We start from the raw sequence: 14,208 nt of genomic DNA, 5'->3' as shown, positions 1-14,208 counted from the left end.
TGCCGTGCCGTGCTCGCCACTGCGGCCGGCGCGGCGGAGCGCCGCCGGCCCAGGACGGGTATCACCGCCCGGCCCGGCGCAAACGGAGGGCCGTGGTCCGACTGGCAGACCTTTCCGGGTGCACCACCGTCACCGGGGTAGGGCTCCGGCCAGCGCCACGGCGTCGCGGGCGGAGCCGCGGGCGCCGGGGGACCGGCAGGGGCAGCGCCGTGGGGAAACCGAGGGGGCGGATGGCGTGACGGGCGGTTCCGAGCACGAGGCGACGCGTGAGCGTCTGGCGCAGGAGTTGCTGGACCGGCTCACGCCGGTGATGAGCGGCCTCGGTCTGCTGTTCCTGCTCATCGTGGTGGGCGAGCGGATGGCCAGGCCCGGAACGCCGCTGCACATCGCCCTGGCGGTCGTCGGCTGGCTGCTGTGGGGCGCCTTCGTCGCGGAGTTCGCCGTCCGACTCGTCCTGGCCCCGCACCGCGGCCGGTTCCTGCGCCGCAACTGGTGGCAGGTGGTCTTCCTCGCCCTGCCGTTCCTGCGCGTCCTGCGCCTCATGCGCTCGCTGCGCCTGCTGCGCACGGGCCGGGTGCTCTCCTCGACCGTCCGCTCCTCCCGGTCGGCGGGGCGCCTGCTCAGCGACCGTCTCGCGTGGCTGGGCATGGTCACCGTCATCGTGGTGGTCGCCGCGGGGGAGCTGCTGCACGAGTTCGACGAACGGACGGTGTCGTTCGCCCGTACGCTGCACGCCACGGCGCTGATGGCGGTCAGCGGCGAGCCGGTGGGGGCGGTCACGCCCTACGGGCAGGTCGTCGAACTCGTGCTCGCCCTGTACTCCGTCACGGTGTTCGCCACGCTGGCGGGCGCCTTCGGCGCCTACTTCGTCGACGACCGCAGGAGACGCGGGACGGTCCCCCCTCCGGCGGAGGGCCGCGCGGACCGGCCCGGCGCATGACGCCGTCTACGACCCCCGTACGGCGGTGACGGCCTTCCGGGTGGTCTCCTCGACGGTGCCGTCGACGGGGACGCGGGCCCCGCGCTCCGTGGCCGCCAACGGTTCCAGGGCGTCGAGCTGCGAGCGGAGCAGCGACAGCGGCATGAAGTGGCCCCGGCGTGCCGCCATGCGCTCGGCGATGAGCTCCGCCGAGCCGTGCAGGTGGACGAAGAACACCGACGGGGCGGCCGAGACGAGACGGTCCCGGTAGCGCCGTTTGAGCGCCGAGCAGGTGATGACCCCGCCCCGGCCCCGCCGGTCCCGCAGCCACCGCGCGATGGTGTCCAGCCACGGGCCGCGGTCCTCGTCGTCCAGGGGGATGCCGGCGCGCATCTTGGCCACGTTCTCCGGCGGGTGGAAGTCGTCCGCCTCTGCGAACGGCACCTCCAGAGATCGCGCCAGCGACTGCCCGATCGTCGTCTTGCCGGTGCCCGACACACCCATCACCACGACCAGCGGAGCGTCCTCTTCCCAGACCATCACCTCAGGCTAACGCAGGAGGGTGAACTGACGGCCGGTCAACGGCCGTCGCCGCTCCGGCGCCCGCGCGGAGAGAGCGTCACGGACAGGACCTAGGGAGCCGGAGCCACGTCGTCCATGGCGGTGCCCGAGCCGGACTGCGAGCGGGGGATCACGCTGAAGCTGCCGTCCGTCTCCAGCACCACCGCCTGTACCTGCTCCACCGCGCCGGTGCCCTGGGTGCGGATGGCCTGGCGGACCTCGTCGGGGGTGACGCGTTCGCGGCGCATGGCCTCACCGAGCATGCGGCCGTCGTGGAGGAGCAGCGTCGGTTCGGCCTTCACCAGGCGCCGCACCCCGCGGTGGCGGGCCGACGCCCAGGCGGTGGCGTACTGCAAGGCCACCAGGGAGCCGAGCGCGAGGGCGCCCTCGGCGAGGGAGACCTGGCGGTTGAGCACGATGGTGGCGAGCGTCGAGCCCAGGGCGACGGTGACGACCAGGTCGAAGGCGTTCATCTTCGACAGCGTCCGCTTGCCCGACGCCCGCACCGCCGCGATGAGCAGCGGGTACGCCAGTGCCGCCATGACCAGGACGCGGGCGAGTCCGTTCCAGGTGTCGAAGAACATGCACCGACCGGTACCCCGCGGGAGCGGCCCTCCCACCCGGAGCACCCGACCCGTGCCCTACAGATCGATGACGACCTTGACGTCGTCAGGCTCCCGCCGGAACGCCTCGGTGGCGCGTCCGAGGGGGACCCGCCTGGTGATCAGGCGCTCCAGCCAGGCCGGGTCGGCCTTCGCCAGGGCGTCGGCGGCCTGCCCGTAGTGCCGCAGATTCGCGTTGACGGAGCCGACCACGGCGTCGTTCTCCAGCACGATGTCCCGGTTGACCGATCCGGCGTCCACGGTCACGCGGCGCCCGGCGGGTGACACGCCGGTCAGGCACACCACCCCGTACCTGGCCGTACCGGTCAGCGCGGCGAGGACCACGCCGCCGGCCCCGGTGGCCTCGACGATGACGTCCGGGCAGACCTTCTCGATCACCTGTGCCGCGTCGTCGGTGTGGTAGACGGCGCCCAGGTCCCGTACCAGCGGAGGCTTCGGCCCGTCGGTCACGCGGTCCAGGACGTGCACCTCCAGTCCGCGCTGCGTGCCGAGGAGGGCGGCCAGCAGCCCGATCGGGCCGGCGCCGGTCACCAGGACCCGCCGCGGCTCGAACCAGGAGCGGCCGCCCACGCGCTCCACCTGCTCCCACGCCTTGGCCACCACGGAGGTCGGTTCGACGAGCACGCCGACGGACTCCAGGTGCGCGGGGAGGCGCACCGCGTAGTCGCTCTCCACGCACCACAGCTCGCAGCCGTAGCCGTCGACCTCCTTGATGCCGCGCTCGGTGTAGCGGCCGTTGCGGCACATGTCGAACTCCCCGCGGGCGCACGCGCCGCACGGTACGGGGTCCGGTCGGCGCACCACCCCGGCCACCAGGTCCCCGGCCGCGAACCCGCTGTCCGGCGCGGCCCGCTCCACGCGGCCCAGCGACTCGTGCCCGAGGACGAGCCGGTCGCGGCCCGGCGGCGCCCATCCGTACTCGCCGTCCGCGATCTCGTGGTCCGTGCCGCACACGCCCACCGCCAGCCCCCGCACCAGCAGCTCCCCGTCCGCGGGGGAGGGGTCGGGCAGCCGCCGCACCTCCAACGAGTCCTTCCGGCCGGGCCGTACGGTCAAGGCGCGCATCGGTCGTCCGCCTCCCTCTCCACTCGCTCGTCGTGTCGGCCGCGCCGATCACGGCCGTCGCGGTGGCGGCGGGGATGTCGAGCGGCACGCCCAGCGAGACGTGTACCTGTTTCGGCGGCGAGTACGCACGCCCGGCCCCGCCGACCTCCGGGGCACCCGGTGCACGCGCCGGTCCACACCACCGGGTCGCGTCACCGCCACCGCGCGCCCCGGCTCGGCCCCCGACGACCAACCGGAACACAGGAAGCCCATGCGCCTCACCCACCGCACATCGGACCCCGTCGCGCTCCTCCTGCGCGCCGGCGCGGCCCTGACCGCCCCGCCGACGTACGGTACGGCCGGCCCGGACGCGCCACCGGCCCACGGCGTGCGCGTGCTCAGCGCTTCCCGGCGGCGTCGCCGGTGCCGGCCTGGCCGTCTGCCGCCGTCGGCGTCGTCGACGTGTCGTCGTCGCCGCCCGGGATGCCGGCGAGGTCGTCGACCTCGAACAGCCGGGCGATGGGGACGTCGGTGCTGCTGTGGGCGATGATCGAGAAGGCGATGCAGACCGCGATCAGGGTGTACGCCTCCTCGCCCTGCGGGATGCCCGCCTGGAGAACCAGCAGGCCGTACACGACCGACGCGAACCCCTTGGGCCCGAACCAGGCGGCCACCATCCGCTCCCGGCGGTCGAACCGCGTGCCGACGAGCGACGGCAGCATCGACGCCGGGCGGATGAGCACGATCGCCAGGACCACCGCGACGTACCCGCCCACGGAGAGGTCCCCGAAGAGCTGCGGCGTCAGCAGCGCGCCGAAGACCAGCAGGGCGGCGAACTTCGCCAGCTCCGCCAGCGCCTCCCCGAGGGGCTCGAAGGCCGCCTTGGCCTCGGGCGCCACGGCGACGATCACCGCGCCCGCCGAGAACGCGGCCAGATACGGGTTGGCGTGGGTCAGGTGGCACACGGCGTACAGGAGGATGCCGGTGGCCAGCGGCAGCATCGGCTGCAGCTTCGGCTCGGCCCCGAGCAGACGGAACCGCACGAGCCCGTTGACCAGCAGCGGCAGCAGCACGCCGAACGCCAGCCCCAGCCCCAGCTCCAGGGCGATCATCCCGAGGGACGTCTCGGTGCCGCCGTTGCTCGGGCCGGCCGCGGCGATGAGGACCAGGACGACCGGGAGCGCCAGTCCGTCGTTGATGCCGCTCTCCACGTTCAGCAGCTGGCGCAGCTTCGCCGGCACCTCCTTGCGGCCCACGATCGCCGAGGCGAACACCGGGTCCGTCGGTGCCAGGACGGCGCCGACGAGGAACGACGTCGTCCAGTCCAGACCGACCAGGTAGTGGGTCACCAGCGCCATGCCGACGAAGGCGAGGGGCATCCCGAGGCCCAGCGCCCGGGCCGGGCTCTTCCAGCTCGCGCGCAGCTTCGGGAACGACACGTGCATGCCGTCGGTGAACAGCACCGCGAACAGGGCGAGGTCGGCGGTGACGGCGACGATCCCGCTGTCCGGGGTGATGTGGATCAGCCCCAGGAAGCCGTCGCTGACGAGCGCGCCGCCGACGAGGAAGAGGAACGACGTGGAGAGCACCGTCCGGGCCGCGAGCCCGGAGAGCAGCACCGCGATGAGCAGGGCGGCGCCGAAGACGGCCACGAGCACCATACGAAAGACTCCCGTTCCGGCGAGATCGGTTGTGTTGCCGCTTCGCCGACCAGGCTGCCCGGCACTCCGGTGCGGACCTCACACCCTGCTTCCGCGCCCTTGACGACAGCCCGGGGTGCGCGCGGTCCCGCGGCACACCGGGGCCCTCGGCAACGACCGCGCGCCTACCCGCTGACGGCCTGGTCATGACGGGGCCCGGGCGGCGGACGGCGGGGAGGGCGCGCCTCACCGCCCCGACGGCGACCGGTTCCCGGGGCGCACCGGCCCCGGGTGGGTACCGGCCCCGGGCATGTGACGGCCCCGGGTGGGTACCGGCCCCGCCCGTGTACCGGCCCCGCGACTCACGTCCCCGCCGCCGAGGCCCCAGGTGTGTCTCCCGGCGCCTCCCTCCGGCCGGGGCCCGCCGGCCGCCGCCGCGGGCCGGGGGGCGTCCCGCGCGGCGCCGTGCCCCGGCCGAGGAGGTCGGCGAGGCCACCGCGCGTCGCGGCGACCACGACGCGGTCCTCGGGCCGCAGCACGTAGCCGGGGTGGAGGTCCCACAGCAGCTGCGGCTGCTCGCCGTCGCGGTGGGCCGAGGCCAGGTCGGGGCGGCGGGCCGCCGGGTCGGCCGTGTCGAGGGCGACGATCCGCCAGGCGCCCGGCCGGAACGCCTCGGCGACGGTCCGGCCCTCGAACCGGGGGTGTCCGGCCACGAGCAGGGCGGCGAAGACCAGGACCTTCCGTTCGACGGGGATGGCGCCCAGGACCTGCCGGCCCATCATGGCGCCGGCGAACGCGGGTGCGGCGAGGTGGGTGACGCTGCGGCTGCGGGTGAGCGCGGTCGGGTGGGCGGCGCGCAGGGTGCGGTGGACGGCGGTGGCGAAGTCGTCGTCGTACAGGCGCAGCGCCACCCGCAGGTCCGCCTTGAGGGTCCGGGCGGAGAGGGTGGCTTCGAGGTTCGTCGTGTCGGAGCTGGTGAGCGCGAGCAGCGCGTGCGCGCGGTGCACCTTGGCGGACTCCAGGACGCCCTCCTCGGTGACGTCGCCGAGCACGACCGGTACGCCAAGACGGCGGGCGAGCGGCAGCCCGCGGGCCTCGGGGTCCTCCTCGACGCACACGACGGGGATGTCGAGTTCGCGCAGGCGGGACAGGACGCGGGCGCCGACCTTGCCCAGGCCGAGGAGCACGACGTGGCCGGAGAGGCCGCGCGGCGGCCGGCGCAGCGCCCCCGTGGCGCGGAAGGTGCCGAGCGCTTCGAGGGCGCCGGCCACGAGGAGGGGGAGCAGGGCGAGGCCGACGAGGCCGGCCAGCAACTGGAGGACCTGGCGCGTGACCGGCTCGTCGACGGCGGGGTCGTTGATCGAGAACAGGTCGAGGAGCGTCAGGTAGGCGGCGTGCACGGGGTCGGCGTCGGTGAGCACGGTGGTGGTCACCGTCAGGGCGAGCACCGAGGCGACGATGCCCGCCAGCGCCCACCGCAGCCTGCCCGAGAACAGCTCGCCGAACGGAGCGCCCCTGCGGGAGGGGCGGCGCGGCGGCCGGGCGGGGGCGGTGTGCCGGACGGTCTCCAGGACGACGGTGCCGCGCCCCGCGGCCGCCCGCACGGTCCGGTCGTCGGGGAGCATCAGCGGCCCCTGGGAGCCGCTCGCGTCGGAGCCCTCGGCACCGGCGGGGTCGGACGCGGTCGACGACAGGAGCGCCAGCGTGCACAGACCGGGGTCCGGTACCCGGCCGCGACCGGGCGGGGTCCGCTCCGCCGCGCACAGCAGCAGGCCGTCGGCCTGGACCACCTTGCTCGTCCCGGCGACGGCGGTGGCGGCGAGCGCGGGGGCGGCGGTGTCCGCGTCGGAGAGCACGGTCGTGGACGCCTCCAGTGCCGCCCGGTCCATGCCGGGCTCGGCCAGGAGCGCGGCCTGGTCGAGGAGTTCCTCCATGTGCTGCCCGAGCTTGCGGTTGTACATGCGGACCACCAGCCGGAGCCCGGGGCTGAGGCGGCGGGCGGCGAGCGCCGCGCGCAGGTTGGTCTCGTCGTCCTCGTACAGCAGGGCCAGGGCCGCGGCACGGCCGATCCCGGCGTGCAGGAGGGCCGTTTCCGTGGGGGAGTCGGACAGGACCTCCCGGATCGGCGGGAGGGGCCGTCCGCCGGCGTCGTCGTCCGCGGTGGCGCCGGCGGGGCCCCCGGCCGCGGGGCCGGACCCGCCCACCGGGCCGGCCGCGCGGGACACGGGGCAGGGCCGCCCCTCCGGGCGGCCCTCGGCACGGCCGCCGGGGACGACCAGCACGACCGGTTCGCGGTAGACGTTCCGCAGTTCGCCGGCCAGGCGGTGGGCGAGCCCGTCGTCGCCGCAGACCACCATGTGACCGGTGGGCTGCGCCTCCTGGTTCCGCCGTGGCGACTCCGCCATGTCTCCCCCCTTCCCCTCCCGCCGCCCGGCCGGGCCCGGCCCGCCGCACCCGGGCGAGGCGGGAGGCCCCCGCCGGGCACGGCGACCACCGCCGGCGCGTGCCCGGTCTCCGCGTGCTGGGGTCGGCCGCCGCACGGCCGTGCCGTCCGGGGGATCGTCCCACCTGGGTGGGTGAAGCGACACTGCCGGCGTCCGGCAGTGTTCCCGGGCGGCCCGTGCCGCCGCCGTGCCGCCGCGGTCGTGTGTCGCCGCCGTGCGGCCGGGGCCGGTCCGGCCGGAGCGCCACGCCGGCCACCGGCGCGGGCGGCGCCGGCACGCCGGCCGCCCGGGCTCCCGGTGCGTGCGACCGGTGGCGGGCGGTGCCCCGGGTGCCGTAGGAAGGGACAGCGGGCCGCCGTCCCGCGCGGCGACCACGGCAGCCGCGTACGCGCGGCGGACCCCCGGCGACGGGCAGGCGCCACGGTCGCGGGGGCGGGCACGGGCACGGGAGAGGAGCCGCGCATGGTCGAGGTCGTCGCGTACGGGGTGGTCCCCGACGAACGTCCCCTGCTGGAGGCGGCGCTCGCCGACCGCCACCGGATCCGGTGCCTCGACTTCTTCCTCGACGGGGACACCGCGGCTACGGCCGCCGGGTACGAGATCCTCTGCAGCAGCGTGAACGACGTCCTCGACGCGGCCGTCCTGGCCGTCCTGCGCGAGGGCGGCACCCGCATGGTCGTCCAGCGCTCCACCGGCTACAACAACATCGACCTCGACGCGGCCCGCAGGGTCGGCGTCGGGGTGGCCCGGGTGTCGTCCTACTCGCCGTACTCGGTGGCCGAGTTCGCCTGGACGCTGGCCCTCGCGGTGAATCGCCGGCTGGTCAGGGCGGTCGGGCGGACCCGGGAGTTCGACTTCCGCCTCGCGGGCCTGATGGGCCGTGACCTGCGCGGCAGGACCGTCGGCGTCCTCGGCACCGGCAAGATCGGCACGGCGTTCGCGCGGATCGCGCACGGCTTCGGCATGCGGCTCCTCGGCTGGGACGTCACCGAGAACCCCGCGTGCCGGGAACTCGGCATGGAGTACGTCGAGCGGGACCGCCTCTTCGCGGAGTCCGACCTGATCAGCCTGCACGTACCGCTCGTCCCGCAGACCCACCACCTGGTGGACGCCGCGGCGCTCGCGCTGATGCGACGGGACGCCATCCTCGTCAACACCGGCCGCGGCGGCCTCATCGACGCCCGCGCCCTGGTGGAGACCCTGCGCGCCGGTCGTCTCGACGGTGTCGCGCTCGACGTCTACGAGGAGGAGGCGGGGGTGTTCTTCCTCGACAAGTCGCTGGAGGTGATGACCGACGACGTCCTCGCCCGGCTGATGACCTTCCGAAACGTGCTGATCACCTCCCACCAGGCGTACTTCACCCGGGACGCCGTGACGCAGATCGTCGGCACCACGGTCCGCAACATCGACGACTACCTCGCCGGACGGACCGGCGACGACGTCCTGGTGCCGCCGGGACCCGCGGCCCCGTGACCGGGCCCATCCGGCCCTTCCCGCCGCCGCGCGGCCGGTGTCACGGTGCCCGCGGGCGGTACACGGACGACCATGAGGCGGGGGCCGCCCGGGAGAGCCGCGGTCCGTGCCGGGCCGTGCGGCGCCGGCACCCCCCCGGGGCAAGGCGCGCCGGCGGCCCCCACGAGACGGAGGAAGCATGAGCAACGACGAGCGTCCGGAAGGCTCCCCGCTCACCGACGGGGAACTCGCCGCGGTCGACGCCCACTGGAGGGCGGCCAACTACCTGTCGGTCGGGCAGATCTACCTCATGGACAACGCGCTGCTGAGGAAACCGCTGGAGGCGGCGCACATCAAGCCGCGCCTGCTGGGCCACTGGGGCACGTCCCCCGGCCTCAACCTCGTGTACACCCACCTCAACCGGGTGATCCGGCGGCGCGGCCTGGACGCCCTGTGCGTCTGGGGCCCCGGCCACGGCGGTCCTGCGGTACTCGCCAACTCCTGGCTCGAAGGCAGCTACACCGAGACGTACCCGGACGTGAGCCGGGACGAGGAGGGCATGACCCGGCTCTTCCGGCAGTTCTCCTTCCCCGGCGGGGTGCCGAGCCACGTGGCGCCGGAGACCCCCGGGTCCATCCACGAGGGCGGCGAGCTCGGCTACGCGCTCTCCCACGCCTACGGCGCCGCGTTCGACAACCCCGACCTCGTGGTGGCGTGCGTCATCGGCGACGGCGAGGCGGAGACCGGGCCGCTCGCCGCCTCCTGGCACTCCAACAAGTTCCTCGACCCGGTCCGGGACGGAGCGGTCCTGCCCGTCCTCCACCTCAACGGCTACAAGATCGCCAACCCGACCGTGCTCGCCCGGCTCCCGGAGGAGGAGCTCGACGAGCTGCTGCGCGGATACGGACACGACCCCCTGCACGTCACCGGCGACGAGCCGCACCGGGTGCACCGGGCCATGGCCGCCGCGATGGACACGGCGCTCGACCGCGTCCGGCACATCCAGCGCGAGGCGCGCGACGGGGGCGGGGGAGGGCGGCCCCGGTGGCCCGTGATCGTGCTCCGCACCCCCAAGGGGTGGACCGGGCCCGCCGAGGTCGACGGCCTGCCCGTCGAAGGCACCTGGCGCGCCCACCAGGTGCCCCTGTCCGGCGTCCGCGACGACCCGGCGCACCGCGGGCAACTGGAGGCGTGGCTGCGCTCCTACCGTCCCGAGGAGCTCTTCGACGAGGACGGCAGGCCGCGGCCGCAGGTGCTCGACTGCGTCCCGGACGGCGAACGAAGGCTGGGCGCGACCCGCCACGCCAACGGCGGTCTGCTCCTCCGCGACCTGCCCATGCCGCCCCTGGAGCGCTTCGCCGTGCCGGTGGACCGGCCGGGCGGCACCCGCCACGAGCCGACCCGGGTCCTCGGGGACCTGCTGGAGGCCGTCATGGCGGCCACCGCCGACCGCCGCGACTTCCGGCTGGTGGGCCCCGACGAGACCGCGTCCAACCGCCTGCAGGCGGTGTACGGGGCGAGCGGCAAGGCGTGGCAGGAGCCCGTCCTCGACACGGACGAGCACCTCGACCGGCACGGCCGCGTCATGGAGATCCTCTCCGAGCACACTTGCCAGGGCTGGCTGGAGGGCTACCTCCTCACCGGCCGCCACGGACTGTTCTCCTGCTACGAGGCGTTCGTCCACATCGTCGACTCCATGGTCAACCAGCACATCAAGTGGCTCGGGACCTCCCGGGCCCTGCACTGGCGCGCCCCCGTCGCCTCCCTCAACTACCTGCTGACCTCCCACGTCTGGCGTCAGGACCACAACGGCTTCTCGCACCAGGACCCCGGCTTCGTCGACCACGTCCTCAACAAGAGCCCCGAAGTCGTCCGCGTCCACCTCCCCCCGGACGCCAACACCCTCCTGTGCGTCGCCGACCACGCCCTGCGCAGCCGCGACCACGTCAACGTGATCGTCGCCGGCAAGCAGCCCTGCTTCGACTGGCTCTCCCTCGACGACGCCCACGCCCACTGCGCCCGCGGCGCCGGGGTGTGGGAGTGGGCGGGCAGCGAGGACGGCACGCGCGAGCCCGACGTGGTGCTGGCCTGCGCCGGCGACGTACCCACCGAGGAGGTCCTGGCGGCGGTCACCCTGCTGCGGCGCCACCTGCCCGAACTCGCGGTCCGGGTGGTGAACGTGGTCGACATGACCCGGCTCATGCCGCGGGAGGAGCACCCTCACGGGATGTCCGACGCCGAGTACGACGCGCTGTTCACCCCGGACAGGCCGGTGGTCTTCGCGTACCACGGCTACCCCTGGCTGGTGCACCGCCTGGCCTACCGCCGCACCGGCCACCCGCACCTGCACGTGCGCGGGTACAAGGAGGTCGGCACCACCACGACCCCCTTCGACATGGTCGTCCGCAACGACCTCGACCGCTACCGGCTCGTGATGGACGTCATCGACCGCGTCCCCGGCCTCGGCGTACGCGCCGCCGGGGTGCGGCAGGCCATGGCCGACGCGCGCGTCCGCCACCACGCCTGGATCCGGGAGCACGGCACCGACATGCCCGAGGTCGCAGACTGGACGTGGACCGGCTGACCACCTGCCGGCCCCCGCGCCTCCGGCCTGCCCCCGGGTCTCCCCTGCCGCGGCCGGGGAGCGCGGGGGCGGGCGCCGGTCGCCGCCGGCCGGGCCCGGGCCGCTACGGGACGAGGCGCAGGCCCGTCACCAGGTCCGGGCGGATGCGCAGGGCGGCGTTGACGGCTGGGTGGTGCGCCCACGGGCGGAGGCGGGCGGCCAAGCGCGCGAGGTCGGCGGCGTCGGTGACCCGGCGGGCGTACCCGGTGACCACCACGCTCCAGCCGACGTGCGTCTCGGGGTCGATGGCGTCGGCTTCGTAGGCCACCACGATGCCCGGCGCGTCCGCGGGCGCCACCAGGGAGGCGAGCGTCGCGCCGTCGTGCAGCCGCACGATGACGTCGTCGCCGTCCATGAGGTGGTTGACCGGGCGGACGGCCGGCAGCGCCCGCTGGGTGAACACGATGCGGCCCAGGGAGACGGTGCCCAGCAGCCGCAGTGCCTCGGCGCGGTCGAGTGGCGCCACCCGCCGCGGCGCCACGGCCTCACGGCGCCCGTCCACCGTCGGTCGCGCGGCCTGGTCCTTCATGATGTCCACCTTCGGCTCCGTGCTCGTCCCCCGGGCACTCGGGCGCCCGGCGACCAGCGTCCCCCGGCACCCGGCGGCGCGGCAGGGCCGAAGGGCCCGTGCGTCCCGGCCGGATGCCCCCACGTCCCGCCGGCGGGGGCGCACGATCGGCCGGGGGTACGAAGGCCACAGGCACGGGCCCGCCGGGCAGGGCCACACGATCCCTGCCCGGCGGGCCCGGGGACGTCAGTCGTGCGGTACGACCGCGACGGGGCAGGGTGCGTGGTGCAGCGCGGCGTGCGCGACCGACCCGATACGGGTCCCCACCGGTCCGCGGCGCGCCCTGCGGCCGACGACGAGCAGCCGCGCGTCCGTCAGCGCCGAGAGCAGGACCTGCCCCGCGCTGCCCAGCTCGACGTGCTCGACGACCGGGACGTCCGGGTACCGCTCCCGCCACGGGGCGAGCGCCTCCGCCAGCGCCTTCTCCTCGAACGGCTCCAGCCCTCCCGCCTCGTCGGCGAGGCGCAGCGAGCCGGGGCTGTAGGCGTAGATCGACGGCAGGCTCCATGCCCGGACGGCCCGTACGGCCGCGCCGCGCGCGGCCGCCGCCTCGAAGGCGAAGCCGAGCACCGCGGCGCTCTCCTCCGGCTCGCCCTGCTGGCCGACGACGACCTCTCCGCCCGTCGCGCGGAGGGCGAGGGCGCCCCCGTCCCCGGCCCGCACGGACACCACGGGCCGCTCCGCGGCGGCGATCACCTGCTGCCCGTACGAGCCGACGAGGAAGCCGACGAGGGCCCCGTACCCCCGCGAGCCGAGGACCAACATGTCGGCCGCCGCCGCCTCCCGCAGCAGCGCGGCGACCGCCGTGTCGTGCAGCACCTCGACGGAGAGGGCGAGGTCCGGGTACCGGTCGGCGACGCGCGTCCGCGCCTCGCGCAGCACGGCCTGGGCCGCCTCGGCCTGCGTCTGCCTGTCCTGTACGACGGGCACGTCCAGCGGCTGCCAGAGCCAGGCGTGCACGATGCGCAGCGGCACCCCGCGCAGCGCGGCCTCGTGCGCCGCCCAGTCGGCCGCGGCCAGGCTTTCCGCGGATCCGTCCACTCCTACGGCGATGGCGCGGGTCATGGGATGGCCTCCATACGGTTCGACGGGCACGGCCGCTCCGGCCGGGCTCTCCGTCGCCGATCATCACCCGGCGCGGAGCCGCTCGCCGAGGGCCGGTCGGCCCTCGTGGGACGGCCGTTCGGGCCACCGCGCGGAGGCCGCCCGCAGGTCCCGCCGTACGGGAGGGGTCCCCCGCCGGGCGGGGGAGGGACCATCGGCCCCCGGCAGGGACCTGCGGCCCCCTGTGCCGGCGGCGCGGGTCGACCACCGTGGGGGCGCACCCCGTACCCGCCCTGCCGAGGAGCCCCGCCATGCCCCACACCGTCACCGTCGGCCTCGACGGGTCCCGGGAAAGCCTCGCCGCCGTGGACTGGGCCGCCGCCGAGGCACTGCGGCGGGGGGTGCCGCTGCTCCTGCTCCAGGTGTGGGACGGCGACGACGACCCGCGGACCCGCCTGGTCGACCCGGCGACCGCGCGCGGGTGGGGCGAGCGGACGCTCGGTGCGGCCCGGAGGCGGCTGCACCGCCGCCACCCCGGCCTCGACGTCGAGACGGAGTGGACGTGCGGCGACCCGGTCGAGGCGCTGTGCGCCGCCGCCGACGGGGCGGAGCCGCTGGTGCTGGGCTCGCGGGGGCTGGGCGGTCTGGCGGGTTTCCTGGCCGGGTCCGTCTCGCTGGCCGTGCTCGCCCGCGCACGGCGCCCCGTCGTCCTGGTCCGCCCGCACGACCACGCCCGTCCCGCGCCCGGCGGGGACGCTCCGGAGCCGGGGGCCCCGGGCCTCGGCGCCGCGGGTGACGTCGTCATCGGGCTGGACGTGTTCCGGCCGTGCGACGAGCCGCTCGCCTTCGGCTTCGCCGCGGCCGACCGGTACGGCTGCGGAGTGCGGGTGCTGCACAGCTGGGCCGTCCCGACGCTGTACGGGCCCGACGTGATGGCCGCGCTGCCGCTGCTGCTGACGGAGATCGACCGGGACGCGTGCCGGTCCCTCGACGAGGCGCTCGCCCCGTGGACGGACAAGTACCCCGGTGTGCCCGTCGTACGGACGTGCCGCCGCGGACGGCCGGCGCGGGACCTCGCGGAGGCCGCGCGGGACGCCCGACTCGTCGTGGTGGGCCGCAGGAACCGCCGCACGCGCGTCGGCGCCCACATCGGGGCAGTCACCCACGCCGTCGTCCACCACAGCCCGGCCCCCGTCGCGGTCGTGCCGCACGACTGACCGCGCCGCCCGCGGGCCGGGCAGCGGGCCGGGCGCGGGGCCGGACAGCGGGGCCGGTGGCAGTGGCGGTCGG

General features: G+C 75.7%; 11 protein-coding genes. 4 read left to right on the top strand and 7 right to left on the bottom strand.

Annotation, left to right across the window (positions count from 1 at the left end):
- The first annotated feature begins 235 nt into the window (after positions 1–235).
- Positions 236–940 (top strand): hypothetical protein, encoded by a 705-nt coding sequence (locus tag LPA54_RS26225; RefSeq protein ID WP_228982073.1) that lies wholly within the window; start codon positions 236–238, stop codon positions 938–940.
- 6 nt (positions 941–946) lie between these two features.
- Here the strand turns inward: LPA54_RS26225 and LPA54_RS26220 are convergent, their stop codons facing one another.
- The 5 genes from LPA54_RS26220 to LPA54_RS26200 form a co-directional block, all read right to left on the bottom strand.
- Positions 947–1,459: a gluconokinase gene (locus LPA54_RS26220; protein WP_228982071.1), complete on the bottom strand. Its 513-nt coding sequence runs from the start codon at positions 1,457–1,459 to the stop codon at positions 947–949.
- Between the two features lie 92 nt (positions 1,460–1,551).
- Positions 1,552–2,064: a DUF421 domain-containing protein gene (locus LPA54_RS26215; protein WP_228982070.1), complete on the bottom strand. Its 513-nt coding sequence runs from the start codon at positions 2,062–2,064 to the stop codon at positions 1,552–1,554.
- Positions 2,065–2,121: 57 nt separating this feature from the next.
- Positions 2,122–3,168 carry a glucose 1-dehydrogenase gene (locus tag LPA54_RS26210; protein WP_228982065.1) on the bottom strand — a complete coding sequence of 349 codons (1,047 nt, stop codon included), beginning with the start codon at positions 3,166–3,168 and terminating at the stop codon, positions 2,122–2,124.
- A gap of 377 nt (positions 3,169–3,545) precedes the next feature.
- Entirely contained in the window at positions 3,546–4,808 is a 1,263-nt protein-coding gene (locus tag LPA54_RS26205) for a sodium:proton antiporter (protein ID WP_228982064.1), read from the bottom strand.
- Between the two features lie 341 nt (positions 4,809–5,149).
- The gene (locus tag LPA54_RS26200; protein ID WP_228982121.1) at positions 5,150–7,144 is read right to left on the bottom strand and encodes a TrkA family potassium uptake protein; all 1,995 of its coding nucleotides are present in this window, start codon (positions 7,142–7,144) and stop codon (positions 5,150–5,152) included.
- A gap of 549 nt (positions 7,145–7,693) precedes the next feature.
- On the opposite strand from LPA54_RS26200, the gene LPA54_RS26195 reads away from it, so the two are divergent.
- Both LPA54_RS26195 and LPA54_RS26190 read left to right on the top strand, forming a co-directional pair.
- A complete protein-coding gene (locus tag LPA54_RS26195; RefSeq protein ID WP_228982061.1) occupies positions 7,694–8,704 on the top strand; it encodes a 2-hydroxyacid dehydrogenase in 1,011 nt (336 codons plus the stop codon).
- A gap of 178 nt (positions 8,705–8,882) precedes the next feature.
- Positions 8,883–11,267 carry a phosphoketolase gene (locus LPA54_RS26190; RefSeq protein ID WP_228982059.1) on the top strand — a complete coding sequence of 795 codons (2,385 nt, stop codon included), beginning with the start codon at positions 8,883–8,885 and terminating at the stop codon, positions 11,265–11,267.
- 103 nt (positions 11,268–11,370) lie between these two features.
- On the opposite strand, the gene LPA54_RS26185 is transcribed toward LPA54_RS26190, so the two are convergent.
- The gene (locus LPA54_RS26185) at positions 11,371–11,835 is read right to left on the bottom strand and encodes a pyridoxamine 5'-phosphate oxidase family protein (RefSeq protein WP_228982057.1); all 465 of its coding nucleotides are present in this window, start codon (positions 11,833–11,835) and stop codon (positions 11,371–11,373) included.
- A gap of 225 nt (positions 11,836–12,060) precedes the next feature.
- On the bottom strand, positions 12,061–12,939 hold the full coding sequence (locus LPA54_RS26180; protein WP_228982056.1) for a universal stress protein: 879 nt from the start codon (positions 12,937–12,939) through the stop codon (positions 12,061–12,063).
- A 290-nt stretch (positions 12,940–13,229) separates the two neighbouring features.
- Between LPA54_RS26180 and LPA54_RS26175 the strand changes: the two genes are divergently transcribed.
- The gene (locus LPA54_RS26175) at positions 13,230–14,135 is read left to right on the top strand and encodes a universal stress protein (RefSeq protein WP_228982054.1); all 906 of its coding nucleotides are present in this window, start codon (positions 13,230–13,232) and stop codon (positions 14,133–14,135) included.
- The last annotated feature ends 73 nt before the right edge of the window (positions 14,136–14,208 follow it).

The sequence above is a fragment of the Streptomyces sp. DH12 genome (assembly GCF_020873895.1).
Classification (GTDB): Bacteria; Actinomycetota; Actinomycetes; order Streptomycetales; family Streptomycetaceae; genus Streptomyces.
Note: the sequence above shows the minus strand (reverse complement) of the source record. Positions and strands in the feature narration are given on the sequence as shown.

Coding starts and splice junctions, on each gene's coding strand:
- LPA54_RS26200 (WP_228982121.1), bottom strand. CDS start 7,144: ATGGTGGTCTGCGGCGACGACGGGCTCGCCCACCGCCTGGCCGGCGAA.
- LPA54_RS26195 (WP_228982061.1), top strand. CDS start 7,694: ATGGTCGAGGTCGTCGCGTACGGGGTGGTCCCCGACGAACGTCCCCTG.
- LPA54_RS26180 (WP_228982056.1), bottom strand. CDS start 12,939: ATGACCCGCGCCATCGCCGTAGGAGTGGACGGATCCGCGGAAAGCCTG.
- LPA54_RS26215 (WP_228982070.1), bottom strand. CDS start 2,064: ATGTTCTTCGACACCTGGAACGGACTCGCCCGCGTCCTGGTCATGGCG.
- LPA54_RS26185 (WP_228982057.1), bottom strand. CDS start 11,835: ATGAAGGACCAGGCCGCGCGACCGACGGTGGACGGGCGCCGTGAGGCC.
- LPA54_RS26190 (WP_228982059.1), top strand. CDS start 8,883: ATGAGCAACGACGAGCGTCCGGAAGGCTCCCCGCTCACCGACGGGGAA.
- LPA54_RS26210 (WP_228982065.1), bottom strand. CDS start 3,168: ATGCGCGCCTTGACCGTACGGCCCGGCCGGAAGGACTCGTTGGAGGTG.
- LPA54_RS26175 (WP_228982054.1), top strand. CDS start 13,230: ATGCCCCACACCGTCACCGTCGGCCTCGACGGGTCCCGGGAAAGCCTC.
- LPA54_RS26220 (WP_228982071.1), bottom strand. CDS start 1,459: ATGGTCTGGGAAGAGGACGCTCCGCTGGTCGTGGTGATGGGTGTGTCG.
- LPA54_RS26205 (WP_228982064.1), bottom strand. CDS start 4,808: ATGGTGCTCGTGGCCGTCTTCGGCGCCGCCCTGCTCATCGCGGTGCTG.